This window comes from Mobilicoccus pelagius NBRC 104925, assembly GCF_000247995.1.
In the GTDB taxonomy this organism is placed as follows: Bacteria; Actinomycetota; Actinomycetes; order Actinomycetales; family Dermatophilaceae; genus Mobilicoccus; species Mobilicoccus pelagius.
The window spans coordinates 193,597-220,082 of record NZ_BAFE01000089.1; the positions used below are offsets into that span (position 1 = coordinate 193,597).

General features: G+C 71.5%; 22 protein-coding genes and 1 pseudogene. 12 read left to right on the forward strand and 11 right to left on the reverse strand.

Annotated features, from left to right (window positions below; genetic code table 11):
* Positions 1-50: 50 nt before the first annotated feature.
* From MOPEL_RS13400 to pyrR, 7 genes are read right to left on the reverse strand one after another with little or no spacing between them, the layout of a single operon-like run.
* Positions 51-1,193, reverse strand: coding sequence for a dihydroorotate dehydrogenase (locus MOPEL_RS13400; protein ID WP_009483413.1), 1,143 nt, complete (start codon positions 1,191-1,193; stop codon positions 51-53).
* Positions 1,193-2,329, reverse strand: coding sequence for a dihydroorotate dehydrogenase electron transfer subunit (locus tag MOPEL_RS13405; protein WP_009483414.1), 1,137 nt, complete (start codon positions 2,327-2,329; stop codon positions 1,193-1,195). Before MOPEL_RS13405 ends, MOPEL_RS13400 begins: the two co-directional genes overlap by 1 nt.
* Complete coding sequence (carB, locus tag MOPEL_RS13410) at positions 2,326-5,664, reverse strand: carbamoyl-phosphate synthase large subunit (protein ID WP_009483415.1); 3,339 nt, start codon at positions 5,662-5,664, stop codon at positions 2,326-2,328. The genes MOPEL_RS13405 and carB overlap by 4 nt, the downstream gene beginning before the upstream one ends.
* Positions 5,664-6,842, reverse strand: a complete 1,179-nt coding sequence (gene carA, locus MOPEL_RS13415; protein ID WP_009483416.1) for a glutamine-hydrolyzing carbamoyl-phosphate synthase small subunit — start codon at positions 6,840-6,842, stop codon at positions 5,664-5,666. Before carA ends, carB begins: the two co-directional genes overlap by 1 nt.
* Complete coding sequence (locus tag MOPEL_RS13420) at positions 6,839-8,182, reverse strand: dihydroorotase (protein ID WP_009483417.1); 1,344 nt, start codon at positions 8,180-8,182, stop codon at positions 6,839-6,841. The genes carA and MOPEL_RS13420 overlap by 4 nt, the downstream gene beginning before the upstream one ends.
* Positions 8,179-9,180, reverse strand: a complete 1,002-nt coding sequence (locus tag MOPEL_RS13425) for an aspartate carbamoyltransferase catalytic subunit (RefSeq protein WP_009483418.1) — start codon at positions 9,178-9,180, stop codon at positions 8,179-8,181. The genes MOPEL_RS13420 and MOPEL_RS13425 overlap by 4 nt, the downstream gene beginning before the upstream one ends.
* Complete coding sequence (gene pyrR / locus MOPEL_RS13430; RefSeq protein ID WP_083841862.1) at positions 9,180-9,803, reverse strand: bifunctional pyr operon transcriptional regulator/uracil phosphoribosyltransferase PyrR; 624 nt, start codon at positions 9,801-9,803, stop codon at positions 9,180-9,182. Before pyrR ends, MOPEL_RS13425 begins: the two co-directional genes overlap by 1 nt.
* 354 nt (positions 9,804-10,157) lie before the next feature.
* Here pyrR and MOPEL_RS13435 point away from each other — a divergent pair, with 354 nt between their 5' ends.
* The 4 genes from MOPEL_RS13435 to arcC all read left to right on the forward strand — a co-directional run bounded on the left by MOPEL_RS13435 (position 10,158) and on the right by arcC (position 15,109).
* Positions 10,158-11,453 carry an NAD(P)/FAD-dependent oxidoreductase gene (locus MOPEL_RS13435; protein ID WP_009483421.1) on the forward strand — a complete coding sequence of 432 codons (1,296 nt, stop codon included), beginning with the start codon at positions 10,158-10,160 and terminating at the stop codon, positions 11,451-11,453.
* Between the two features lie 450 nt (positions 11,454-11,903).
* Positions 11,904-13,139 (forward strand): arginine deiminase, encoded by a 1,236-nt coding sequence (locus tag MOPEL_RS13440; protein WP_009483422.1) that lies wholly within the window; start codon positions 11,904-11,906, stop codon positions 13,137-13,139.
* 1 nt (position 13,140) lies between these two features.
* Positions 13,141-14,142, forward strand: a complete 1,002-nt coding sequence (argF, locus tag MOPEL_RS13445; RefSeq protein ID WP_009483423.1) for an ornithine carbamoyltransferase — start codon at positions 13,141-13,143, stop codon at positions 14,140-14,142.
* 1 nt (position 14,143) lies between these two features.
* Positions 14,144-15,109, forward strand: a complete 966-nt coding sequence (arcC, locus tag MOPEL_RS13450) for a carbamate kinase (protein ID WP_009483424.1) — start codon at positions 14,144-14,146, stop codon at positions 15,107-15,109.
* 138 nt (positions 15,110-15,247) lie between these two features.
* Here the strand turns inward: arcC and MOPEL_RS13455 are convergent, their stop codons facing one another.
* A complete protein-coding gene (locus tag MOPEL_RS13455; RefSeq protein WP_009483425.1) occupies positions 15,248-15,739 on the reverse strand; it encodes an arginine repressor in 492 nt (163 codons plus the stop codon).
* Positions 15,740-15,868: 129 nt separating this feature from the next.
* On the opposite strand from MOPEL_RS13455, the gene amrB reads away from it, so the two are divergent.
* From amrB to MOPEL_RS13490, 6 genes and pseudogenes are all read left to right on the forward strand, one after another.
* Entirely contained in the window at positions 15,869-16,732 is an 864-nt protein-coding gene (gene amrB / locus MOPEL_RS13460; RefSeq protein WP_040634549.1) for an AmmeMemoRadiSam system protein B, read from the forward strand.
* Positions 16,729-17,325, forward strand: coding sequence for an AmmeMemoRadiSam system protein A (amrA, locus tag MOPEL_RS13465; RefSeq protein ID WP_009483427.1), 597 nt, complete (start codon positions 16,729-16,731; stop codon positions 17,323-17,325). Before amrB ends, amrA begins: the two co-directional genes overlap by 4 nt.
* Before the next feature lie 219 nt (positions 17,326-17,544).
* Positions 17,545-18,096 (forward strand): annotated as a pseudogene (locus MOPEL_RS13470) (hypothetical protein); the annotation flags it as partial.
* Positions 18,097-18,412: 316 nt separating this feature from the next.
* Positions 18,413-20,092 (forward strand): glucose-6-phosphate isomerase, encoded by a 1,680-nt coding sequence (gene pgi, locus MOPEL_RS13475; RefSeq protein ID WP_009483429.1) that lies wholly within the window; start codon positions 18,413-18,415, stop codon positions 20,090-20,092.
* A gap of 873 nt (positions 20,093-20,965) precedes the next feature.
* Positions 20,966-22,051, forward strand: coding sequence for a YeeE/YedE family protein (locus MOPEL_RS13485; RefSeq protein WP_009483431.1), 1,086 nt, complete (start codon positions 20,966-20,968; stop codon positions 22,049-22,051).
* Positions 22,052-22,129: 78 nt separating this feature from the next.
* A complete protein-coding gene (locus tag MOPEL_RS13490; protein ID WP_009483432.1) occupies positions 22,130-22,357 on the forward strand; it encodes a sulfurtransferase TusA family protein in 228 nt (75 codons plus the stop codon).
* Between the two features lie 112 nt (positions 22,358-22,469).
* On the opposite strand, the gene MOPEL_RS18610 is transcribed toward MOPEL_RS13490, so the two are convergent.
* On the reverse strand, positions 22,470-22,682 hold the full coding sequence (locus MOPEL_RS18610) for a DUF3072 domain-containing protein (protein WP_040634728.1): 213 nt from the start codon (positions 22,680-22,682) through the stop codon (positions 22,470-22,472).
* A 294-nt stretch (positions 22,683-22,976) separates the two neighbouring features.
* Here MOPEL_RS18610 and MOPEL_RS17830 point away from each other — a divergent pair, with 294 nt between their 5' ends.
* Entirely contained in the window at positions 22,977-23,114 is a 138-nt protein-coding gene (locus tag MOPEL_RS17830; protein WP_169316320.1) for a hypothetical protein, read from the forward strand.
* Positions 23,115-23,176: 62 nt separating this feature from the next.
* Here the strand turns inward: MOPEL_RS17830 and nusB are convergent, their stop codons facing one another.
* Together nusB and efp are read right to left on the reverse strand one after the other, a co-directional pair.
* A complete protein-coding gene (gene nusB / locus MOPEL_RS18860) occupies positions 23,177-23,911 on the reverse strand; it encodes a transcription antitermination factor NusB (protein WP_009483434.1) in 735 nt (244 codons plus the stop codon).
* A complete protein-coding gene (efp, locus tag MOPEL_RS13505; protein ID WP_009483435.1) occupies positions 23,911-24,471 on the reverse strand; it encodes an elongation factor P in 561 nt (186 codons plus the stop codon). Before efp ends, nusB begins: the two co-directional genes overlap by 1 nt.
* A gap of 251 nt (positions 24,472-24,722) precedes the next feature.
* Between efp and MOPEL_RS13510 the strand changes: the two genes are divergently transcribed.
* Positions 24,723-26,471, forward strand: a complete 1,749-nt coding sequence (locus tag MOPEL_RS13510) for a peptide ABC transporter substrate-binding protein (protein WP_009483436.1) — start codon at positions 24,723-24,725, stop codon at positions 26,469-26,471.
* The last annotated feature ends 15 nt before the right edge of the window (positions 26,472-26,486 follow it).

Consider the following 26,486-nt stretch of genomic DNA (forward strand, 5'->3'; position numbering starts at 1 on the left):
AGGGCCCTCGCGACGGACGCGTCGCGCGTACGGGTCGACGGGAACGCCGGTCAGCCGTGGGCCGCGCCGACGACTTCACGGACGGAACCCAGGCCGCGGCGGTGGAGGGCGAGCGCGAGCTCGTCGCGGACGCGCCTCGGGGCCTGGGGGTCGTGGAACGTCGCCGTGCCCACCTGGACGGCGGAGGCACCCGCGGCGAGGAACTCGAGGGCGTCCTCACCGGTCGCGACGCCGCCGACGCCGATGATCGGCGCGAGGGGGAGCGCTCCGGTCTCCATCGCCGCGCGGAGCTGCCACACGGCGCGGACGGCGACCGGCCGGATCGCCGGGCCGGAGAGCCCGCCGGTGATGCCGCCGAGGTGGGGCCGCATCGCCGTCGTGTCGATGCGCAGCCCGAGGAGGGTGTTGATCGCCGTGAGCCCCGATGCCCCCGCCTCGAGCGCCGCACGGGCGATCGTGACGATGTCTGTGACGTCGGCGGTGAGCTTGGCGAACGCGGGCCACTCCGGCGGGAGCTGCGCGGCGACGGCGGAGACGACGCGCGCGGAGGACTCCGGGTCGCAGCTGAACACGAGGCCGCGGTTGGCGACGTTCGGGCACGAGATGTTGACCTCGACGCCGACGACGGCCTCGGCGGCCACGCAGTCGCGGAGGGTGGCCGCGACGTAGGCGAACTCCTCCGCGTCGCCGCCTGCGATGGACACGAGCACCTTGGCCCCGCGTTCGGCGAGCCACGGGAGGTCCTGTTCGCAGAACGCCTCGATACCGGGGCCCTGGAGCCCGATCGAGTTGAGCATCCCCGACGGCGTCTCCGCCATGCGGGGCGTGCCGCGACCGGAGCGGGGGTTCGCCATCACGGTCTTCGTGACGAACGCGCCGAGCTCGGTGATGTCGAAGAACCGGTCGAGTTCGCGGCCGTTGGCGGCGCAGCCCGAGGCGGTCATCATCGGGTTGGCGAGGGGGACACGCGCGGAGAGGTCGGTGGAGAGGTCGACGGCGGCGAGCGCCTCGGCGATCTCCTCCTCCCGCGTACGGGGACGGTCGCCGGCGTCGGCACCGCCGTGGTCGCCGGTACGGTTCGCCGTCCCGGTCTCGGGCCGGCGGCGGCCGCCGACCGGGGCGTCGGTCCGCCCGTCGACACCCGTCACCGGGGACAGCTCGGCCCTCTTCTCACCCTTGAGCCACTCGAACATCAGCGCCCGCCCTTCGTCGTCGTGTCGGCGCCCGGTGTCGCGTCGACCTCGGGAGCACCCGTGACCTCACCGGCCCACGTCTCCCCCGGCGTGCCGGCGGCGTAGGGGTCGGGGACCGCCGTCTCGGGAGGCCCGTCGGGCGATCCCTGGGGCAGGTCTGTGGGGGCGGTGCGCGTCTGCGCCGCGAGGTCGGCCTCCTCGGCACCGGGCACGGGCGTGGAGGGGATCTGCGGCACGGGGGCGCCGACGGCGTCGTCGGGGACGACGCAGCGTCCGCCGGAGATCGCGTCCCACCGCAGCCGGTCGCCGCGGAAGACGGGTCCCTCGACGCAGGACCGCACCATGCGGGTGAGGCCGTCGTTCCCGACGACGGGCATGACGCAGGTCATGCAGACGCCGACGCCGCAGGCCATGGCCTCCTCGACGGCGAGCTGACTCACGGCGCCCGCCTCGGCGGCGACGCGCCCGACGGACTCGAGCATCGCCATCGGCCCGCACGCGTAGACGACGGCGGCCTGGGAACGCTCGATGACCTCGGGGAGAACGTCACTCACCCAGCCCTTCGTTCCCTCGGAGCCGTCGTCGGTCGTGATCGTCACGGCGTCGGCGTACCGGTCGGCCTTGTATGTGCCGAAGAGCTTGTCCGTCGTCGCCGCGCCGAGGACGAGCTCGACGTGGCAGCCTCGGTCACGCAGCGCCATCGCGAGCATGAACAGCGCGGCGCTGCCGTAGCCGCCACCGACGAGGACGCACGAGACCTTCTCCCGCGGGATGGGGAACGGGCGGCCGAGCGGGCCGACGAGGTCGACGACGTCGCCGACCTCCCGGCTCGTGATCCATTCGGTTCCCGGGGCGTGCGGGGCGATGACGAGGTCGAGGATGTCCTCCTCGCCCTCCTCGCTCGCCGGGCTCGCTGCGTGGATGGAGAAGCTGCGGCGGAGGAGCAGCGAGGAGGTGTCGCCACCGACGGTGAGCGCGACGAACTGGCCGGGCCGGGCGAGACCGGGCACGCCCGACGCGGCGAACGTCATGTACTGGTAGGCGCCCTCGCGCCGGGTGGCGACGACGCGCGCCTGCACCTGGCGCACGCCGCTCTCCCCCCGTTCGCGGGTCGGGGCCGGGACGGACTCGGTCATGACGTCTCCTTCTGCGTACGGACGTGGCGCAGGTGGTCCGCGTGCTCCTGCAGCGAGGCCACGCCGAGGTCGCCCGCGATGAGCGCCTCGATGCCGTGGACCGCCGCACCGAGCTGCTGGACCGTCGTGATGATCGGGCGGTCCATGCTCGTCGTCGCCGTGCGGATCGTGTACCCGTCGCGGCGGGCGTCGCCGCTGCCGGGCGTGTTGACGACCATGTCGACCTCGCCGGCGAGGATCTGCTCGACGATCGTCGGTTCGCCGTCCCGACCCGCTCCCTGGGAGTGCTTGCGCACGACCGTGGAGGGAATGCCGTTGCGGTGGAGGACCTCGGCGGTGCCCTCGGTCGCGAGGATCTCGAAGCCGAGCTCGGCGAGCCGCTTGACGGGGAACACCATCGCGCGCTTGTCGCGGTTCGCCATCGACACGAAGATCCGGCCCGAGGTGGGAAGGCCCCACAACGACCCGAGCTGCGTCTTGGCGAACGCGGCGCCGTAGTCGTGGTCGATGCCCATGACCTCGCCCGTGGAGCGCATCTCGGGGCCGAGGAGGGCGTCGACGACGCCGCCCTCGGCGGTGCGGAACCGCTTGAACGGCAGGATCGCCTCCTTGACGGAGACGGGCGCGTCGATCGGCATGCGGCCACCGTCGCCCTCGGCGGGCAGGAGACCCTCCGTGCGGAGGTCGGCGATGCTCGCGCCGAGCATGATGCGGGCCGCGGCCTTCGCGAGGGGGACGCCCGTCGCCTTGGCGACGAACGGCACCGTGCGCGAGGCACGCGGGTTGGCCTCGAGGACGTAGAGCACGTCGCCGGTGAGGGCGAACTGGACGTTCATGAGGCCGTGGACGCCGATGCCTTCGGCGAGACGACGGGAGGACTCTCGCACCCGCTCGAGCTCACCCGGGCCGAGCGTCACCGGCGGGAGGACGCACGCCGAGTCGCCGGAGTGGATGCCGGCCTCCTCGATGTGTTCCATGATCCCGCCGAGGTACATGTCACGGCCGTCGTAGAGGACGTCGACGTCGATCTCGACCGCGTCGTCGAGGAACCGGTCGATGAGGACCGGGTGCGCCGTGTCTCCCTGGGCGAGCGTCGTCGCGTTGTCGATGTAGCGGGTGAGCGTCGAGTCGTCGTAGACGATCTCCATGCCCCGGCCGCCGAGGACGTAGCTCGGACGCACGAGCACCGGGTAACCGATGCCGCGGGCGATCTCGATGGCCTCGTCGGCCGCGTACGCGATGCCGTGCCGCGGTGCGGGGAGCTCCGCCTCGGCGAGGATCCGTCCGAACGCGCCACGGTCCTCGGCGCGGTCGATGGCCTCCGGGGAGGTGCCGACGATCGGGACGCCCTCGGCCTTGAGCGCCGCCGCGAGGCCGAGCGGGGTCTGGCCGCCGAGCTGGACGATGACGCCCGCGACGGGACCCGCAACCTGCTCGGCATGGACGACCTCGAGGACGTCCTCGAGCGTGAGCGGCTCGAAGTAGAGGCGGCTCGAGGTGTCGTAGTCGGTCGAGACCGTCTCGGGGTTGCAGTTGACCATGACCGTGTCGAATCCGGCGTCGCGCAGGGCGAAGCTCGCGTGGACGCAGCTGTAGTCGAACTCGACGCCCTGACCGATGCGGTTGGGCCCGGAGCCGAGGATGACGACGGCCGGTCTGGCCCGCGGCGCCACCTCGGTCTCGAGGTCGTAGGACGAGTAGTGGTACGGCGTGCGGGCGGCGAACTCGGCCGCACACGTGTCGACCGTCTTGTAGACGGGTCGCAGGCCGAGGGCGTGGCGGACGCCGCGGACGACGTCCTCCTTCATCCCCGTGATCTCACCGATCTGCGCGTCGGAGAACCCGTGCCGCTTGGCGAGGCCGAGGACCTCCGGCGACAGCGAGCGCCCGTGCGTCACCGACTCGCCGAGGTGGTCGGCGAGGTCGTTGAGCAGGTCGATCTGGTCGAGGAACCACGGGTCGATGCCGGTGGCGTCGTGGACCTCCTCGACGGTGCAGCCGCCCCACAACGCCTGCTGCACGAGGAGGAGACGTCCGTCGGTGGGGGTGACGGCCTCCTGGAGGAGCGCGAGCGCCTGCTCACGGCTCGGGCGGGTGCCCCGCTTCCACGAGAACGAGCCGCCCTTCTTCTCGATCGAGCGGAGCGCCTTCTGCAGGGCCTCGGTGAAGTTGCGGCCGATGGCCATCGCCTCGCCGACGGACTTCATCGTCGTCGTGAGCGTCGGGTCGGCGGAGGGAAACTTCTCGAACGCGAACCGGGGCACCTTCACGACGACGTAGTCGAGCGTCGGCTCGAAGCTCGCGGGCGTCACCTCGGTGATGTCGTTGCGGACCTCGTCGAGGGTGTAGCCGATCGCCATCTTCGCGGCGATCTTCGCGATGGGAAACCCCGTCGCCTTCGACGCGAGCGCCGAACTGCGGGAGACGCGCGGGTTCATCTCGATGACGATGACGCGTCCGTCGTCGGGGTTGACGGCGAACTGGATGTTGCAGCCGCCGGTGTCGACGCCGACCTCGCGGATGACGTCGATCGCGACGTCGCGGAGGCGCTGGTACTCGCGGTCGGTGAGGGTGAGCGCGGGCGCGACGGTGATCGAGTCGCCGGTGTGGACGCCCATCGGGTCGAGGTTCTCGATGGAGCACACGATGACGACGTTGTCGGCGTGGTCGCGCATGACCTCGAGCTCGTACTCCTTCCACCCGAGGATCGACTCCTCCAGGAGGACGGAGTTCGTCGGCGAGTCGTGCAGACCGCCACCGGCGTACCGCTCGAGGTCCTCCGGGGTGTAGGCGAACCCGGAGCCGAGACCACCCATCGTGAAGCTCGGGCGGACGACCATCGGGTAGCCGAGCTCGTCGGCCGCGGCCCACACCTCGTCCATCGTGTGGCAGATGCGGCTCTTCGCCGACTCCGCGCCGCATCGCTCGACGACGCCCTTGAACGCCTCCCGGTCTTCGCCGAGCTGGATCGCGTCGACGTTGGCGCCGATGAGCGGGCAACCGTACTTCTCGAGGATCCCCTGCTCGTGGAGGGCGATGGCGGCGTTGAGCGCCGTCTGTCCACCGAGGGTCGCGAGGACGGCGTCGGGCCGTTCCTTGGCGATGATCTTCTCGAGGATGCCCACCTCGATCGGCTCGACGTAGGTCGCGTCGGCGATCTCGGGGTCGGTCATGATCGTCGCCGGGTTGCTGTTGACGAGGATGACCCGCAGGCCCTCACTGCGCAGCACACGGCACGCCTGGGTGCCGGAGTAGTCGAATTCGGCCGCCTGACCGATGACGATGGGCCCCGATCCGATGACGAGGACGCTTCGGATGTCGTTCCTCTTGGGCATCAGGCGTCCTCGTGCTTTCGGTCGTCGGTGCCGACGCCGACCATGAGGTCGACGAACCGGTCGAAGAGGTATTCGGAATCGTGGGGTCCGGCGGCGGCCTCGGGGTGGTACTGCACCGAGAACGCCGGACGGTCGAGGAGACGCAGGCCCTCGACGACGTCGTCGTTGAGGCACACGTGGCTCACCTCGACGCGGCCGAACTCCGTGTCGATCGGGGTGAGTTCCGCGTTCGGCCACTCGACGGCGAACCCGTGGTTCTGCGCGGTGATCTCGACGCGGCCCGTGGCGCGGTCGAGGACCGGCTGGTTGATGCCGCGGTGGCCGTACTTGAGCTTGTACGTGCCTAGCCCGAGGGCGCGACCGAGGATCTGGTTGCCGAAGCAGATGCCGAAGAACGGGATGCGCGCCTCGAGTACCTGCCGCAGGAGCTCCGCCTCGGCGTCGGCGGTGGCCGGGTCGCCGGGGCCGTTGGAGAAGAACACGCCGTCGACGTCGAGCTCGCGGATCTGCACGAACGTCGTGCCCGCCGGCATGACGTGGACGTCGATGCCGCGCTGCGCGAGCAGGCGGGGGGTGTTCGCCTTGATCCCGAGGTCGAGTGCGGCGACGGAGAACCGCCGGTCGCCCTCCGCGGGCACGACGTACGCCTCGGTCGTGCTCACCTCGGCGGCGAGCGCCGACCCGGCCATCGCGGGCGTCTCGCGGACGCGGGCGAGGAGCCCGTCGGTGCTCTCCTCGAGCGCGCGGCCCGAGAAGATGCCGACGCGCATCGCGCCGGACTCGCGCAGGTGGCGCGTGAGTGCGCGGGTGTCGATGCCGCTGATGCCGACGACGCCCTGCTCACGCAGGTCGTCCTCGAGCGTGCGCCGGCTGCGCCAGTTCGAGGGCCGCAACGCAGGGTCGCGCACGACGTACCCGCTCACCCAGATACGGGCGGACTCGGTGTCCTCGTCGTTGACCCCGGTGTTGCCGATGTGCGGGGCCGTCATGACGACGACCTGGCGGTGGAAGCTCGGGTCGGTGAGGGTCTCCTGGTAACCGCTCATGCCGGTGGAGAAGACGGCCTCGCCCACGGTCTCCCCCAAGGCGCCGTAGGCCTCGCCGCGGAACGTGCGGCCGTCCTCGAGGACGAGGAGGGCGGGGGTGCGGGTGTGGAACCGGTTGACGTCGGTGGTCATCGGGCGTTCACCGTGCTCTCGGAGGCGAGGTCGGTGACGGCGCCGTGGAGGAACGTCGGGCGGCCCCGCAGGATCGTCGCGACGACGCGGCCGGTGAGCTCGCGGCCGTGCCAGGGGTTGTTGCGGGAGCGCGACTCGCTCTCGTCGCGGTCGACCGTGACGGTGGCGGCGGGGGCGACGAGCGTGAGGTTGGCGGGCTCACCGACCTCGATCGGGCGGCCGTGACCCTCGAGACCGGCGAGACGCGCCGGCCGCACCGACATCGCCTGGGCGACGTCGGCCCAACTCATGCGGCCGGTGGAGACGAGGTGCGTCGAGACGACGGAGAGGGCCGTCTCGAGGCCGAGCATGCCGAACGCCGCGATCTCGAAGTCGTGCTGCTTGTCGTGGAGACCGTGGGGGGCGTGGTCGGTGCCGACGACGTCGATCGTGCCGTCGGCGAGACCGGCGCGGAGGGCCTCGACGTCCTCCATCGCACGCAGCGGCGGGTTGACCTTGTAGACGCTGTCGTAGCCCTCGAGCTCGGCGACGGTGAGCGCGAGGTGGTGCGGCGTCGCCTCGGCGGTGACGTCGACACCCGTCGACTTGCCCCACCGGATGAGCTCGACGGAGCCCGCGGTGGAGACGTGGCAGACGTGGAGGCGGGAGCCGGTGGCCTTCGCGAGCATGATGTCGCGGGCGATGATCGACTCCTCGGCCACGGCGGGCCAGCCCGGCAGGCCGAGGCGTCCCGAGTAGGGGCCCTCATGGCAGCACGCGGTGTGCGGCGCGAGGCGCGGATCCTGCGCGTGCTGGGCGACGACGCCGCCGAAGTCGGTGACGTACTCCAGCGCCCGGCGCATGAGCAGCGGGTCGTGGACGCACTTGCCGTCGTCGCTGAACATGCGCACGCCGGCGCGGCTGCGGTGCATGAGGCCGAGTTCGGCGAGTTCCTCACCCTTCAGCCCCTTGGTGACGGCGCCCACGGGGAAGACGTCGACGTGCGGCGCCTGCTGCCCCTTGTCGTACACCCACTCGGCGGCGACGGCCGAGTCGGTGACCGGCGTCGTGTTCGCCATCGCCATGACGGCGGTGTACCCGCCGACGGCCGCAGCGCGGGCGCCGGAGGCGATCGTCTCGGTGTCCTCCCGGCCTGGCTCACGAAGGTGGGTGTGCGGGTCGACGAACCCGGGCAGGAGGACGGCGCCGGCTGCGTCGACGACCTGCGCACCCTCGGGGGCGGAGAGGCCCTCCCCCATCTGCCGGATGACGCCGTCCTCGACGAGGAGGTCGGTGCGGCAACCCCCGCCGAGGACGTCGGCGCCGGTGACGAGCAGCGTTCCGTTGTCGTTGTGGCTCACTTGGACCCCTCGTTCTCGTTGCCGGCGGCGGCCGGGGTGCTGTCGTTCGCGGGCGCGGCGTCCGGCGTCGGGTCGCCGGCGAAGATGTGGAAGAGCACGGCCATGCGGACGCTCACACCGGCGTTGACCTGATCGAGGATGAGCGACCTCGCGTTGTCGGCGGCCTCGGGGGCGATCTCGAGTCCGCGGTTCATCGGGCCGGGGTGACAGATGACGGCGTGCTCGGGGAGGCGTGTGAGGCGCTCGCGGGTGAGGCCCCAGCCGTCGGTGTACTCGGCCTCGCTGGGGAAGAACCCGCCGCTCATCCGCTCGCGCTGGACGCGCAGCATCATGAGCGCGTCGACCGTGGGGACGACGTCGTCGAGGTGCGTGGTGATCGCCACGCCGTCGTCGACGTTCGGCCACTCGCGGATGCCCTGCGGGAGCAGGGTCGGCGGCGCGACGAGGGTGACCTTGGCGCCGAGGGTGCGCAGACACGTGAGGTTGGACCGCACGACGCGGGAGTGGAACAGGTCGCCGACGATGGCGACGTGCTTGCCCTCGAGGTCGCCGAGCTTCTGGCGCATGGCGTACGCGTCGAGGAGGGCCTGGGTGGGGTGGCCGTGCATGCCGTCACCGGCGTTGACGACGGGCAGTCCCGTCCAGTCCATCGCACGCTGGGGCGCACCGGATCCCATGTGGCGGATGACGAAGCCGTCGACGCCCATCGCGGCGATCGTGAGGACGGTGTCGCGGAGCGACTCGCCCTTCGCCGTCGAGGACCCCTTGGAGGAGAACGCCATCGTGTCGGCCGAGAGACGCTTGGCCGCGAGGTCGAAGCTCATTCGCGTGCGGGTGGAGTCCTCGAAGAAGGCGTTGACGATCGTCACGCCGCGCAGCGCGGGGATCTTCTTGACCTCGCGGTGGCCGACGGCCTCCATCTCGACGGCCGTGTCGAGCAGCGTCGTGATCTGCGAGCGGCTGAGACCGTCGACGGTGAGCAGGTGGGGCAGCTTCATCAGCGGTCGCCTCCGGAGATCGTGACCTGGTCGTCGCCGTCGCGCTCGCTGAGGGCGACGTGGACGCGCTCGCGGCTGGAGGTGGGCAGGTTCTTGCCGACGTGGTCGGCGCGGATGGGCAGGTCGCGGTGGCCGCGGTCCACGAGGACCGCGAGGCGCACCGCGCGGGGGCGGCCGATGTCGCCGAGGGCGTCGAGCGCGGCGCGGATGGTGCGGCCGGAGTAGAGGACGTCGTCGGCGAGCACGACGACCTTGTCGTCGATGCCGCCGTCGGGGATCGTCGTCGGCTCCATGCGGCGCGTGGGGTTACGGCGCAGGTCGTCGCGGTAGAGGGTGATGTCGAGGGTGCCGACGGGGATCTCCCGCCCCTCGACCTCGCTCATGAGGGCGGCGAGGCGCCTCGCGAGCGGCACACCGCGGGTGGGGATGCCGAGGACGACGAGGTCCTCACCGCCCTTGTTGCCCTCGAGCACCTCGTGCGCCATGCGGCGCAGGGCACGGCTGATCTCGTCGGAGCCGAGCACCACCCGGCTGTTCTCGGGAGCGCCCCTGTCGGGAGCCCGGTTCGTGCTCTCGGAGGCCGAGGCCGCGGTGGAAAGCGACTCAGCCCCCCTCTCGTTCACCGATGGGGTCTGTGCTGAGTCGGGTCGCGTCACCGCGCCTGACCTCCTTCCCCGCCTCACAGGACGGTGGTTAAAGGACGTCGAACGGCTCGAAGCCTACCCCCCGCGTCGGACGTCCGCGGCCCACCCCCGGTGAGGAAGACGAACGGAGGTCCTACTGTTGAGGTAGAGGGACCGAGGTCCCGTCCAGCGGCCGGGACACGACGTCCCCCCGCCCCGCACCATTCGCCACGGCCACGGGACGACGGAGCGCATCGGCGCGCACCGCACCACCCCGTCGACCCGGTCGTGGACGCCCCACCGCACCACGGGTTCGATGCCGAGCCCGTCCGTCTCGTCTCCCCAGGAGGGCCCATGGCATCCCGCGTCGTCATCGTCGGAGCCGGATTCGCCGGCCAGCACGCCTACCACGAGCTGGCCGAGGCCGGTTACGAGGTCACGCTCGTCGACCGTCACCCGTACACGACGTTCCAGCCGCTGCTGTACCAGGTCGCCACCGGCGGCCTCAACCCCGGCGACATCGCGTTCCCGCTGCGTCGGTTCGTCTCCCGTTCCAAGGGGCGCACGAAGTTCCGCCGCGCGACCGTCACCGGCATCGACACCGAGAACAAGCGCGTCCTCACCAATCGCGGGGAACCCATCCCCTACGACACCCTCGTCCTCGCCCAGGGCGCCGGGCCGAACTTCTTCGGCATCCCCGGCGCCAAGGAGAACGCCCGCACGATCTACTCCCGGGCCGAGGCCCTCGCCGTCCGCGACCTCCTCTTCTCCGGCCTCGAGCAGATGACGACCCAGCCCGACCGTGAGCGCCGCTTCACGGTCCTCGTCGTCGGTGGCGGCGCCACCGGTGTCGAGATGGCGGGCACCCTCGCCGAGATGAAGTCCGAGGCGATCCCGGTCGTCTACCCCGAGCTCAGCCAGGACAGCTTCCGCGTCGTCCTCGCCGAGATGGCCGATACGCTCGTCGCCCCGTTCGACCCGCGCCTGCAGCGCTACACGCTCCACCAGCTCCGCAAGCGTGGCGTCGACATCCGTCTCGGCACCGCGGTCAAGGAGGTCCGTCCCGACTCCGTCGACTTCGCCGACGGCTCGACGATGGACGTCGACCTCGTCATCTGGGCCTCCGGGTTCGGCGCCCACCCCGAGGTGTCCGAGTGGGGCATGCCGCAGGGCCGGGGCGGCCGCATCGAGGTCGAGCCCAACCTCCAGGTCAAGGGCCACCCCGACATCTACGCCATCGGCGACGCGGCGATCGAGCCCGGCAGTCCGCTTCCGCAGCTCGCGCAGCCGGCGATGCAGATGGGCTCCCACGTCGGCCGCGAGATCGTCGCCGCCGACAAGGGCCTGCCGCCCACGCCGTTCGGCTACGACGACAAGGGCACGATGGCGACGATCGGCCGCAACGCCGCCGTCGCCCAGTTCCCCTCCGGCCGCACCGTCACCGGCTTCCCCGCGTGGGCGCTGTGGGTGGGCGTTCACCTCGCCACCCTCCTCGGTGGCCGCAACCGCCTCCAGGCGATGGTCAACACCGCGTTCCGTTACTTCGCGTGGCCGCAGTCGGCGACGAACATCCTCGGCGACACGGTCGTCGAGGATGTTCAGCTCGACCAGAGCGCCGGCCGCCCCGAGCTGCCGCAGCAGTCCGAATGACCCGACGCGGGCGCGTCGCGTCGACCTGACGCGCCCGCCTCGCGCCACCGCCCGGCCATGACCACCTCGTGGCCGGGCGGTGTCGTGTCCGGGGCGGGGAGGGCCCCGAGCGGTGCGGCGGACGGCAGGATGCGACCCGCACCTCGAAGCGTGTGACGAGGATCACTCTTGGTGCGGATGCCGGGCGCTGCATGAGTATCCGCGGGGTCCCCGGCAGGCACCTCCCCCGCGTGCATGCCCACTCACCCCGCCCGCGGAGGTTCCGTCAAACCCACCCCTCCGCCTCTCCGAGCCCCCTACCGTCGACGGTGAGCGATCCCACATCGACGAGCACGACGCGGTGCGCGACGACGTGGGGACCAGACGACGAGGACGGCGGCGGCGCGTGCGCCCCTCCCTCAGACGAACGACGCCGCACGACCCCGTCGCGGCGAGAGAGAGGTGTCATCCATGAGCAAGGCCTACGTGGGATCGGAGGTCGGGCAGCTGAAGCGGGTCGTCCTCCACCGGCCCGGCATCGAACTCTCCCGCCTCACCCCGTCGAACAAGGACACGCTCCTCTTCGACGAACTGCCCTGGGTGCCCCGCGCGCAGGAGGAGCACGACGAGTTCGCCGAGGTGCTCCGCGGGCTCGGCGTCGAGGTGCTCTACCTCGACCGGCTCCTCACCGAGACGATGGACGTGCCCGCGGCGCGGAAGTTCCTCCTCACCTCCCTCCTCGACTCCCAGGTGTTCGGCCCGGCGGCGATCGACCCCCTCATGTCCGTCCTCGACGGCATGTCGAGCGGCGAGCTGGCCCAGGCCCTCATCGGCGGACTCTCCAAGGAGGAGGCCCTCGAACGGGTCGACCACGACCCCCAGTCGATGGTCCTCAAGACCCATGCGGGCAGCGACTACCTCCTCGCCCCGCTCCCCAACCACCTCTTCACCCGCGACACGTCCTGCTGGGTGTACGGCGGGGTGTCGGTCAACTCGATGCGGATGGTCGCCCGCATGCGCGAGTCGGTGAACTACGAGGCGATCTACCGCTTCCACCCCCAGCTCTCCCACGAGTCGACCTCGTTCGAGTTCTGGGGCGGCGGGCTCGGCACCGGCCTCGCGACGATGGAGGGCGGCGACGTCCACGTCCTCGGCCGCGGCGTCGTCCTCGTCGGCATGAGCGAACGCACCACCCCGCAGGCCGTCGAACGTCTCGCCCAACAGCTCTTCGCCAAGGGTGCCGCGACGAAGGTCGTCGGCCTCCAGATGCCGAAGTACCGCGCCGTCATGCACCTCGACACGGTGATGTCGATGGTCGACGACCACTCCTTCACGAAGTACGCCGGCCTCGGCATGCTGCCCTCCTACACCCTCGAACCCGACGACACCCCCCACGGGTTCCGCGTCACCGAGCACGCCCCCGAGGACATGCACAAGGCCATCGGTGCCGCCCTCGGCATCGACGAGATCCGCACCTTCACGGCACCGCAGAGCCTCGGCAACGCCGAACGCGAGCAGTGGGACGACGGCTGCAACGTGCTCACCGTCCGTCCCGGCGTCGTCGTCGCCTACGAGCGCAACACCGTGACGAACGACTACCTCCGCGCGCACGGGGTCGAGGTGCACACCATCGCCGGTGGTGAACTCGGCCGTGGCCGCGGCGGCCCCCGCTGCATGAGCTGCCCCATCGAACGAGAGGACATCTGACATGGCTTTCAACCTGCGCAACCGCAACTTCCTCAAGGAGATCGACTTCACTCCCGCGGAGTGGACGTACCTCCTCAAGCTCTCGGCCGACCTCAAGGCCGCCAAGTACGCGGGCACCGAGCAGAAGCGCCTCGCGGGCAAGAACGTCGCGCTCATCTTCGAGAAGACGTCCACCCGTACCCGCTGCGCGTTCGAGGTCGCCGCCTACGACCAGGGCGCCGGCGTCACCTACCTCGACCCGAGCGGCAGCCAGATCGGCCACAAGGAGTCGATGAAGGACACCGCGCGCGTGCTGGGCCGCATGTACGACGGCATCGAGTACCGCGGCTCCAAGCAGGAGTACGTCGAGACCCTCGGCGAGTTCGCGGGCGTCCCCGTGTGGAACGGCCTCACCGACGAGTGGCACCCCACCCAGATGCTCGCCGACCAGCTCACGATGATCGAGCACTCCGACAGGCCGCAGAGCCAGATCGCGTACGCCTACCTCGGCGACGCGCGCAACAACGTCGGCAACTCCCTCCTCGTCGCGGGTGCCCTCGCCGGCATGGACGTGCGCATGGTGGCCCCGAAGGAGCTGCAGAACGGCGACGAGATCGTCTCGATGGCGAAGAAGCTCGCCGAGAGGACCGGCGCGCGCATCATGGTCACCGACGACGTCGCCAAGGGCGTCGAGGGCGTCGACTTCGTCTACACCGACGTGTGGGTGTCGATGGGTGAGCCCAAGGAGGTCTGGGACGAGCGCATCGCGCTGCTGAAGGACTACCAGATCAACGCCGAGCTCATGAAGAAGACCGGCAACCCGGACGTCAAGTTCATGCACTGCCTGCCGGCGTTCCACGACCGCAACACGAAGGTCGGCGAGGACATCTACTCCACGACCGGCATGGAGGCCCTCGAGGTCACCGACGAGGTCTTCGAGTCCGACGCGTCCATCGTGTTCGACCAGGCCGAGAACCGCATGCACACGATCAAGGCCGTCATGGTCGCCACCCTGGGGGCCTGACATGCGGATCGTCGTCGCCCTGGGCGGCAACGCCCTCCTCGAACGTGGTCAGAAGCCGGATGCGGAGACGCAGCGGGCGAACGCCGAGAAGGCGATGAAGTCGCTCGCGCCCCTGGCGAAGGAGCACGAGCTCGTCATCACGCACGGCAACGGGCCGCAGGTGGGGGTTCTCGCGCTCGAGTCGGCGAAGGATCCGTCGCTGACCCACGCCTACCCGCTCGACACGATCGGGGCAGAGACGCAGGGAATGATCGGCTACTGGTTGCTCCAGTCGCTGCAGAACAACCTGCCCGGCCGCCAGGTGGCGTCCCTCGTCAACCAGACCCTCGTCATGGCGCACGACCCGGCGTTCGACAACCCGACGAAGTTCGTCGGCGAGGTGTACGACGAGGAGACCGCCAAGGCCAAGGCCGAGGAGATGGGCTGGGTCGTCAAGCAGGACGGCGACAAGTGGCGTCGCGTCGTCGCCTCCCCCACGCCGGAGCGGGTCGTCGAGACCCGCATCATCCGGCTCCTGCTGAGCTCGGGTGCGGTCGTCGTGTGCTCGGGCGGCGGCGGCATCCCCGTCGTCCGTGACGAGCGCGGCAAGCTCAAGGGCGTCGAGGCCGTCATCGACAAGGACCTCGCCGCGGGGCGTCTCGCCGAAGCGCTCGAGGCCGACGCGCTCATCATCCTCACCGACGTGCCCAACGTGATGAAGGACTTCGGCACCGACCACGCCGAGCCCATCACGACGACGACGCCGGCGTTCCTGCGGAGCCTCGGTGCGCCGGCGGGGTCGATGGGCCCGAAGATCGAGGCGGCGTGCCGCTTCGTCGAGCTCACCGGCGACCTCGCGGCGATCGGTCGCCTCGACGACGCGGTGCGGATGCTCGACGGCGAGGCGGGCACGATCATCACGCCCGGCGGCAACTACGGCGGGCCGGACGATCTCAACCCGCGACACGAACTCACGCTCGACGTGTGAGCCACTCCCGACCGTGATCGGGACCGACCACGCCCGGGGCACCGGTGGGGATCGATGCGATCCCCACCGGTGCCCGGGCGTCTCGTCTCCGTCGATGAGGCCCGGGTGGGCGACGCGCTTCCTGGTGGGGCCTCGCGGTCAGGTGGTGCTGCTCAGGGTGAGGAGCCGCTCGACGCACGACCCGGCATCCTCGGGCGTGGCGAGGATGAGGAGGACGGTGTCGTCACCCGCGATCGTGCCGAGGACGCCGAGGCCCGGCGTCGTGTCGAGCGCGGAGGCGAGGTACTGCGCGGCCCCCGGCGGGGTGCGCAGGACGGCCTGATTCCCTGCCGCGACGGCCGAGACGAGCAGGTCGGTGCACACCTTGCGGATCCGCTCCTCGACGAACCGTGAGTCGGGGGCCGGACGCGGGGTCGCGTCGCCGCCGAGGCCGGGCAGTGCGTAGACGAGCGAGCGTCCGTGCCGCACCTTGACCGCGCCGAGCTCGACGAGGTCCCGCGACAGCGTGGCCTGGGTGATGACGACGCCCTCCTCCGCGAGGAGGTCGAGCAGGTCGTTCTGCGAGCGCACCGCGTGGCGGCCGAGGATCTCGGCGATGAGACGGTGCCGCGCACCCCGACTCCTCGGCATCACGTCGACCGACCTCCTCACGCCTCCGGTTGCTGTCCGCTCCATTGTGCCGGGACTCCGCCGTCCACCCGGTCACGTCCGCGGGCGGCCGGACGCGACAGGCGCATCCGCGGGGAGCACCATGGGGCCATGACGACCGGTGTGCGCACGCCCGCCGTGGCGGGACTCTTCTACGACGACGACCCCGACGACCTCCGCGCGTCGGTGGACGGCCTGCTCGACGACGCACGGCGGCGCGTGCCGCCCGCGCCCGAGGAGGACCCGGCCACGGTGCGGGCGCTTCTCGCGCCGCACGCGGGGTACGTCTACTCCGGGCCGACCGCCGCCGCCGGATACCTGCGGGTCGAGGCGTGCCGCGACCGCATCTCACGCGTCGTCCTCCTCGGCCCCGTGCACCGGGTGCCGGTGCGGGGCCTCGCGCACCCGGAGGCGGCCGCGTTCGCGACGCCGTGGGGTGAGGTGCCCGTCGAACCGCTCTCCCCCGAGCTGCGGGCCTCGTTCCCCCAGCTCCTCGACTCCCGCCTCGCCCACGCGCAGGAGCACTCGCTCGAGGTGCACGTGCCGTTCCTGCAGCGTGTGCTCGGCGAGTTCACGCTCCTCCCGCTCGCTGTCGGCGGTGTCGGCTCCAAGGCCGTCGCCGACGTCCTCGACGCCGTGACCTCCGGCGCGGACGACGAGGCGACGATGGTCGTCGTGAGCTCCGACCTCTCCCACTACCTGCCCTACGACGATGCCCGACGCGTCGACGCCGGCACGCTCGCGCAGATCGAGGCCCTCGACGCGAGGATCCTGCCCGAGCAGGCCTGCGGCGCCGCACCCCTCGACGGTGCACTCACGTGGGCACGGCGGCACGGGCTGCGTCCTCGGATCGTCGAGGCGTGCAACTCCGGCGACACCGCGGGCGATCGACGCCGCGTCGTCGGATACGCGTCGGCGACGTTCTCGACGGGGGCGTCGAGCAGCGAGTCGGCGACGACGGAGGTGGGCGCATGACCGGCTCCCGGGAGTCCCGCGCCCCGTCGGTGCCCGTCCCCGCGGACGCCGGGGACGTCCTCCTCCCCCTCGCCCGCGGCGCGATCACCCGACGGCTCGACGCGACGCCCCCGGTGGTGCCCGAATCCACCGACGCCGCAGCGTGGTCGGCCGATCCCGGCGCCTCGTTCGTCACGCTCCACCTCGGGGGGCGATTGCGCGGCTGCATCGGGTCGCTCGAGGCGTACCGGGGCCTGCGTGACGACGTCGAGGACAACGCGACCTCCGCGGCGTTCCGCGACCCGCGGTTCCCTCCCCTCGACGTCGAGAAGGTCGACGACACGGTCATCGAGGTCTCCGTGTTGTCGGCTCCTGCCCCGCTGCTCGTCGCGGACGAGGGCGAGGCGCTCGCCGCGCTGCGTCCCGGCATCGACGGGGTGATCCTCGAACACGGCCGGCGCCGCGGCACGTTCCTCCCGCAGGTGTGGGAGCAGCTGCCCGACCCGGCGACGTTCCTCGCCCACCTGCGGGCGAAGGCCGGTCTGCCGCCGGACTTCTGGGACGAGGACGTCCTCCTCTCGACGTACACCGTGACCGCCTGGGAGGAGTCGTGAGTCCGCCCCGCGATCGTCTCGACGCAGGTCCCGGCCCACAGGTGGGGGACGAGATCGACGGGGCGCCCGCCCGCTACTGCACGACCTCGACGACGGGCGGGTGCAGTGCGACCTGTGCCCGCGGGAGTGCCGTCTGCGTCCGGGGCAACGGGGGTTCTGCTTCGTGCGCGCCGGGAGTGAGGACGGGCTCGTCCTCACGACGTACGGGCGAACGTCGACCTCAAGGGGTTCACCGAGGATTTCTACCGACGTCTCACCGGCGCGCGTCTCTCGACGGTCCTCGACACCCTCGTCCATCTCGCCTCGACCGGGGTGTGGGTGGAACTCACGACGTTGCTCATCCCCGGCGCGAACGACTCCGACGCCGAGCTCGAGGCGATGTGCCGCTGGGGCGTCGCGAACCTCGGCCCGGACGTGCCGCACCACTTCTCCGCGTTCCACCCCGACCACCGGATGACCGAGGTCGAGCGCACCCCGCTCGCGACGCTGCTGCGGGCTCGTGACATCGCCCACGCGGCCGGTGAGCGGTACGTCTACACGGGCAACGTCGTCCACCGCGACGGCGAGGCGACGGCGTGCCCTGTTTGTGGCCTCGACCTCGTCGAGCGCGGCCGCTACCGGGTCCTCTCCTATCGCCTCGCGGTCGACCCCACCGCCGAATCGCACCGGCGTGGTCGCTGCCCCCGCTGCGGCCACGTCGTCCCCGGCGTGTTCGAGCCGGAGGCCGGCTCCTTCGGCGCCCGACACCTGCCGATCTCCGTCGACGGGTGACGCGCCCCATGCGACGGGCTGCACAGGGCCGCCGAGGACTCGACGAGACGTACCGTCCGGAGACGTCCGTCGTCCATCGACACCCCTCGCCCTCGCGGCCTTGTTCGCCGCGCTCGCCCTGGGGAATGTCATCGACGCATACCGCGCGGGTGCGCCCCCCGCGATGGTGGCCCTCCTCGGCCTCACCGGGGGTGTCGTCCTCCCGTTCTGGGTGCGTCTCCTCCGCCGACGGCGCGTGCGCTGAGCGCCGCAACTAGGCTGGGCCGCGAACGCGCTCGACGCGGGCGCGGTAGCGACGCCAGGAGGAACCCGTTCCATGACCACGCCGATCGACCCCACAGAGACCACGGCCTGGGAGAAGCTCTCCGAGCTCGAACTCCACATGGACCCCGATCTGCGCCGCTGGTTCGAGCAGGACCCGCAGCGTGCCGAGCGCCTGTCGTTCACCGCGGCCGACCTCTTCGTCGACCTCAGCAAGAACCTCGTCACCGACGACATCGTCGCCGCCCTCCTCGACCTCGCCCAGGAGGTCAAGCTCACCGAGCGTCGCGACGCGATGTTCGCGGGCGAGCGCATCAACGTCACCGAGAACCGCTCCGTTCTCCACACGGCCCTGCGCCGCCCGAAGGGCATGACCCCGGAGCTCGTCGTCGACGGCCAGAACGTCGACGAGGACGTCCACGCGACCCTCGACAAGGTCTACGCGTTCGCCGAGAAGGTCCGCTCGGGCGAGTGGACGGGCGTCACCGGCAAGCGCATCGAGACCGTCGTCAACATCGGCATCGGCGGCTCCGACCTCGGCCCTGTCATGGTCTACGAGGCCCTGCAGCCCTACGTGCAGGAGGGCCTCGAATGTCGGTTCATCAGCAACATCGACCCCACCGACGTCGCCGAGAGCACCCGCGGGCTCGACGCCGAGACGACGCTCTTCATCGTCGCGAGCAAGACGTTCACGACGCTCGAGACCCTCACGAACGCCCGCCTCACCAAGGCCTGGCTGCTCGAGAACCTCGAGAAGGCCGGCGTGATCTCCGGTGAGGCGCAACATGCCGACGCCGTCGCCAAGCACTTCGTCGCCGTCTCCACCGCCCTCGACAAGGTCGCCGACTTCGGCATCGACCCCGAGAACGCGTTCGGGTTCTGGGACTGGGTCGGCGGTCGCTACTCCGTCGACTCCGCCATCGGCACCGTCCTCGCCATCGCGATCGGCCCCGCGAACTTCGCCGACCTCCTCGCCGGCTTCCACGCGATGGACGAGCACTTTCGCACCACCGAGCTCGAGAAGAACGTCCCCGCCCTCATGGGCCTGCTCAACGTGTGGAACGTCGACTTCCTCGAGGCCGAGACCCACGCCGTCCTCCCCTACAGCCAGTACCTCCACCGCTTCCCCGCCTACCTCCAGCAACTCACGATGGAGTCGAACGGCAAGTCGGTGCGCTGGGACGGCGCCCCCGTCACGTGCCTCACCGGCGAGGTCTTCTGGGGCGAGCCGGGCACGAACGGCCAGCACGCGTTCTACCAGCTCATCCACCAGGGCACCCGCGTCGTCCCCGCCGACTTCATCGCGTTCGCCGAGCCCGCGCACCCGCTGAAGGACGGCGACGCCGACGTTCACGAGCTGTTCCTCGCGAACTTCTTCGCGCAGACGGCGGCGCTCGCGTTCGGCAAGACCGCCGACGAGGTCCGCGCCGAGGGCACCGAGGAATCCGTCGTCCCCGCGCGGGTGTTCGACGGCGACAAGCCGACGACGTCGATCATGGCGCCCGCGCTCACCCCGAGCGTCCTCGGCCAGCTCATCGCCCTCTACGAGCACATCACGTTCGTGCAGGGCGTCGTGTGGGGCATCGACTCCTTCGACCAGTGGGGCGTCGAGCTCGGTAAGCAGCTCGCCCAGCAGATCACCCCCGCCGTCGCGGGCCACACCGAGGCCCTCGAGGCGCAGGACCCCTCGACGCAGGGACTCATCCGCTACTACCGCACCCACCGTCAGGGCTGAGCAGGCCCGCGACGCGCGTGTCGGGCGACGCCGCCACACACGGCGACACCGAGCGGCAGGGCGCCGGACCCCACGAGGGGCCCGGCGCCCTGCCGTTCCCCGACCCCCTTCCCCTTCTCCGCGGCCCGCGCTCGAATGGGGACATGGGTGACGAACTGTTCGAGAACGAGACCGAGACGACGATGACCCGCGAGCAGGCCGCGGCCGCCCTGCATGCGCTCGCCGACGCACCGCTCGTCTTCAGCGGCAGCGTCTCCCCCCTTTCCGCGTCGGGTTCCCCCGCGCGTACCGGGCCTTCGCCGAGCAGGGCTTCGCCGACCGGGCCCGGGACGTCGTGCCCCGACCCTGCGCCCCGCTCTGCCGCTTCCGGCTCGCCCCCGTCGCCTCGCGCGGCGGGGGTGGAGTCGTGCCCGGCCGTTCCGGAGTCTCCACGCGTGGGCCGCGGGCGCTCGTCGGGCACCTCGGCCCCTCCCTTGCGCTCACGAGGCGACGAGAGATGTTGCGACCCAACGGAACTCGATTCGTATAAGTTCGCATTATGAGATCCATTTGGGGGGAATAGGTGAGGGGGAGCATGGTGTTCCCTGCACGGCTACCCCGCCGAACGAAGCCGAGGAGACCTTGATGACGTCGATGCCGCGAGTGACGACACTCGTCCGCCGACGTCACGTCGACCTCATGCGGTTGCGCGCCGACCTCTGTCGCTGACGCCCCGCCCCACCGCCTCGACGGCCCGCTCCGGCACACCCGTCCCCCCGGTACCCCCGTCCCGGTACGCGCACCCGCCGTCCGACCGCCCCGCGCACGCATGCGCCCGGTCACCACTCGGCGACACGGCCCGTGCCTCCACCCCTGTCCCCGAGGAGTTCCTCGATGATCGTCACCGGTCTACTGCTGGGCGCCGTGCTCGGCTTCGTCCTCCAACGCGGTCGCTTCTGCGTCACCGGCGCGTTCCGCGACGTGTTCGTCACCCGCAACACGCGGTGGCTCACGGCGTTCCTCATCGTCGTCGCCGTGCAGAGCGTCGGCATCTTCGCGCTCACCGCCGCCGGCGCGATCCACCCCGTCAACAAGGACCTGCCGATCCTCGCCGTCGTCGTCGGCGGATTCGTGTTCGGGTTCGCCATCGTCATGGCCGGCGGATGCGCCACCGGCACCTACTACCGCGCCGGTGAGGGCCTCGTCGGCAGCTGGCTCGCGCTCCTCACCTACGCCGGGTCGAGCGCCATGATGAAGACGGGCCTCCTCAAGCCGTTCAACGACGGGGTCCGCTCGGTCACCGTGCCCGTGCGGACCATCTACGAGACCCTCGGCGTCTCCCCGTGGGTGCTCGTCGTCGTCCTCGTCGGCGCCGTCGCGATGGCCGCCCACCACCACCTGAGCAAGCCCAAGCGCGTCGTCGCCACCCTCCCGCCGCGGCGTTCCGGCCTCGACCACGTGCTCTTCGAGAAGTCGTGGCACCCGTTCGTCACCGCGCTGCTCATCGGCGCGATCGCCATCGCCGCATGGCCGCTGTCGACCGCGACGGGGCGCAACGACGGCCTCGGCATCACCACCCCGAGCAGCAACCTCGTCAACCTGCTCGTCACGGGTCAGCCCAAGTACCTCGACTGGGGCACGCTCCTCGTCGTCGGTCTGCTCGTCGGGTCGTTCCTCGCAGCCAAGGGCAGCGGCGAGTTCCGCGTCCGTGTCCCCTCCGCCCAGATCGCCGTACGCTCCGTCGTCGGCGGCGTCCTCATGGGCGTCGGCGCCTCCCTCGCGGGCGGCTGCACGATCGGCAATGCCATGGTGCAGACGGCCCAGTTCACCTACCAGGGCTGGATCGCGTTCGCGTTCATGCTCCTCGGCACCGGCGCCGCCGCGAAGGTCTTCATCATGGGCCACCGCCCCGCCGAGCAGGTGCGCCCCGGCACCCCCGCCGCCGAGAAGGCCCAGGCGAGCGTCACCACCGGCGTCTGATCCTCCCCCCCTCGACGCCGCCACCCGCGGCGCCCCCACCGATCCGACCGGACACCCCCGGTCAGGAAGGAGGCCGTCATGGCCACCCGTGTTCTCGAGACCGAAGGTCAGGTCTGCCCGTTCCCCCTCGTCGAGGCCAAGCAGGCGATGAACGGCCTGGAGATCGGCGACGAACTCGTCATCGGGTTCGACTGCACCCAGGCCACCGAGGCGATCCCCACGTGGGCCGCCGACAACGGCTACCCCGTCACCCACTTCGACCGCACCGGTGACGCGAGCTGGACGATCACGGTGCAGAAGGCCTGACCGCACCACCCACCCCGGGGCACGGCACCCCTCGCCCCCGGGAACGACGCCGCCGCCCGGCGCGGATCCTCTCCGTGCCGGGCGGCGGCGTGCGTCTCGGGTCGACCTGCGGTCAGGAGTTCTGGCCCCGGCCCGTCTGCGCCTGGAGGCGGTCGATGTGCTCGGACGCCTCGGCCTTGGTGAGGTCGGCGGGCAGGGTCTCCCCGGCCTCGCGGGCGAGGGTGTCGAGGTAGCTCTTCTGGGCGCCGGTCATGGGCTCGTCGCCGGTGACCCACTCGGCCGGGTCCTTCTCGGTGCCGTTGTCGCCGGGGGCGCCGGCACCGATGACCTCGCCGGAGGTGTTCGTGGGTGCCTCGCCCCGCTGGTCGGGGGACGCGGCACCGCGGGCGGGGTCGCCGCCCGCGACGGCGTTGCCGCCGCCGATGATGTCGTCGGGACCGGTGATCTGCTCTTCGGGGTCGCGCTGCGGCGTGTTGTCGGTCATGGCGCTCACCTTAGAGGCGGGATCCGACAACCGCCCGACGACCGCCCGACGACGATCCGGCGCCCGCCACGCCGCCCACCGGTTCGACGGGCGTACGACGATCGGCGACGACGCCGTCGTCGGGAGGAGGGCATCGTGTCGCGCCGAACGACGTTCGTCGTGTCGCCCGCCCCACCGATCCGTCTCCTCCTCGCCGTCGTCCCCCTCCTCGGCGTCGGCGCGGTCGCGTTCGTCGCCCTCCGCACGGGACGGAAGACACGTGACGACCGCTGACACGAACGACGTGGGGGCCCGTCCGAATCGGACGGGCCCCCACGTGCACGCGGAAACTCGGGTCAGCCGGCGACCTCGACGACCCGCGAGAGCAGGCCGTTGACGAACGACGGGGAGTCGTCGGTGGAGAGGACCTGGGCGATGACGACCGCCTCGGAGACGGCGACACCGCCGGGCACGTCGTCGTTGTGGAGGATCTCCCACGTGCCCACGCGGAGGATCGCTCGGTCGACCGCCGGCATACGGCTGAGTCGCCAGCCGCGGCTGTAGGTCTCGAGGGTCTCGTCGATCTCGGCCCAGTGGTCGACGACACCCTTGACACACGCGACCGTGTAGTCGCGCAGCGGCGTCTGCGTCGTCGGACGCGCGAGCCGCTCCTCGAGGAGCGTGCCCGCGTTCATGCCGCGCTGCTCCGCCTCGTAGAGGAGTTCGACGGCGGCCTTGCGCGCCTTGCTCCGCGCCGACGTGAGCCGACCGCGGTCGTGACGTCGCGGACGCCGGTCGGAGAGCACCGCGCCCTCGGGCAGGGAGGACGGCACCGGCAACGGCGCCGAACTCCACCCCTCGTCCTCCGACACGTCGTCGCGCTCGTCGTCCTGCGCGTCGTCGAGGGCGTCGTCGACGTGGGCCGACTCCGGGGATTCGACGTCGGAGGTGTCGGTCGAGGCGTGTGCGTCCGCGTCACGGAACGTCACACCCTCCCGCCCCGCGACCGGCGCGGTGCTCTCGGGGTCGACGTCCTGCGGCTCCCGCGTGGAGGACGCGGGAGCCGACGAGAACTCGAGGCGGTCACTCATCAGTTGACGCGACCGAGGTAGCTGCCGTCACGGGTGTCGACCTTGACCTTCGTGCCCGTCTCGAGGAACAGCGGCACGGCGATCTCGGCGCCGGTCTCGAGAGTGGCGGGCTTGGTGCCACCCGTGGAGCGGTCGCCCTGCAGGCCCGGCTCGGTGTAGGTGATCTCGAGCTCGACGGAGGCCGGGAGCTCGACGAACAGCGGCGTGCCCTCGTGCGTGGCGACGACCGCCTCCTGGTTCTCGAGCATGAACTTCTCGGCGTCGCCGACGACCGCGGCGGGCACGGTGATCTGGTCGAACGTCTTGCCGTCCATGAAGACGAAGTCGTCGCCGTCCTTGTACAGGTACTGCATCGTGCGCTTGTCGACGTTGCTCGTCTCGACCTTGGTGCCCGCGTTGAACGTCTTGTCGATGATCTTGCCGGACATGACGTTCTTCATCTTGGTGCGGACGAAGGCCGGGCCCTTGCCGGGCTTGACGTGCTGGAACTCGAGCACGGTCCACAGCTGGCCCTCGATCTTGAGCACCATGCCGTTCTTCAGGTCGTTCGTGGTCGCCACGTGGGGATCTCTCTGTCGTCGGGTCGATCAAGGGGCGCGTGGGCTCGAGGATGTGAGCGCCGGTGCGCGCCGGTGCCGCACGGTGGCGGCGGGAACGGTGTCGATTCTACCGAGACGGACGCCCACCTCCTCCCGAGCGCCCCCGTGGCGGTCTCCGGGCTGCGAGAATGGCGGCCTGCAGCCCCGGTCCCGGGGTGTCGAACCGGGCGCGCCCCACCGGCGGCGCGCCCGTCCCCGCCCGAGGAGGTGTCGTGCGCCCCGCTCCCCGCGTCGTCCCCGCGGGTCCGCGCCGCCACGCGCGACGGACCCCTCGACGCCGGGGACCGGCGCACGTCGGCCTCGCCGCCCTCCTCGCGGTCGTGCCTCTCCCGCTCGCCGGTTGCGGGCCCACCACGCCGACTCCGCCACCGACGGCCTCACCCACCCACTCCCCCGATGCGGGCGATCCGATCGTCGTCAACTCCCTCCCGCTGCCCGCCCGCTTCGACCCGACCGACACCGACGACCCCTACACGGGCCGCATCGCGGGGCTGGTGCAGCGCGGACTGTTCCGGTACGACGCCAAGGGCAAGGCCGTGCCCGAGGTCGCCGCCTCCGTCGAGAGCACCGACCACCGTGTCTACGAGGTCACCCTCGCTCCCGGATGGCGGTTCAGCGACGGCGAACCGGTGACCGCAGACTCCTTCGTCGACGCGTGGAACCGCCTCGCGGACCCGACCCATCCGAAGCGCATGCGCGACCTCCTCGCCCCCGTGGCCGGATTCGTCCCCGTCGCCGCCGGCACGCCCGGCCGCTCGTCCGACGCGACGGACCGCGGCCCCGCCCGCGACCGCCCCACCGGCCGCTCGCCCCGTCTCGCCGGACTCACCGTCACCGGCGCGCGCACCTTCACCATCACGCTCACCCACCCGCATCCGGGGTTCGAGCAGCGCCTCGGCCACGTCGCCCTCGCGCCGCTGCCCGACGTCGCCTTCACCGACCCCGATCGCTTCGCCACCCGTCCCGTCGGCAACGGCCCCTACCTCCTGCCGAGAGGATGGTCCGCCCGCGGCGTCCTGCCCCTCCGCCCGAGCGCGACGTACACGGCGGGCGACCCGGCACTCAACTCCGGTATCGACTTCCGTCCCTACACCGACCCGGCCCGCGCGCTCCGTGACGTCCGCGACGGGCGCCTCGACGTCCTCGACGTCCTCTCCCCGTCGAGCCTGCCCACGCTCCGCGCGACGTTCGCCCAGCGCGTCGTCGACCAGCCCGTCGGCCGGTCCACCGGACTCGCCTTCCCCGTCCATCGGGCCCCGTGGACGGGGAAGGACGGCAGCGCACGCCGCACCGCCCTCTCGATGGCGATCGACCGGGAGGCCCTCGCCGTCGACGTGCACGCCCGCACCCGCGACGTCGCGACCGACCTCGCTCCCCCCGTCGTCGAGGGCCACTCCCCCGACCTGTGCGGCGACGCGTGCACGCTCGACCCGGAGACCGCCGCCGAGATCCTCGACGGCGTGGGAGGTCTGCCCGGCGGATTCACGATCGCCTACGCGGAGGACATCGACGAGGGACCCACCGTCACGGCCATCTGCGCCGACGTCGTCGAACACCTGCGCGTGCGCTGCACGGGACGCCCCTACCCGACCTCGGAAGCACTCCGCACCGCGGTCGCGAGCGGCGAGGAGACCGGCCCGCACCTCGCCACGCGCCAGATGGCCTACCCGCTCCTCGAGAGCTTCCTCGTGCCACGGTTCCTCGGCGACGGCCGCACGAACGACACCGGCTACGCCGACCCGATCACCGACGCCGCCCTCGGTCGGGCCCTCGCCACGGAGGCACCCGAACGCACGGAGCGCCTCCGTTCCGCCTCGCGCCGCATCCTCACCTCGATGCCGGTCGTGCCGCTCCTCGACGTCCACGTCGCCGCGGTGTCGTCCCCGGCGGTCACCGACGTGCGCTACGACGTCTTCGGCTCCCCCGCCTACACCCAGATCCGACGCCCCCGCGAGGGCTGACGACGCTCCGACCCC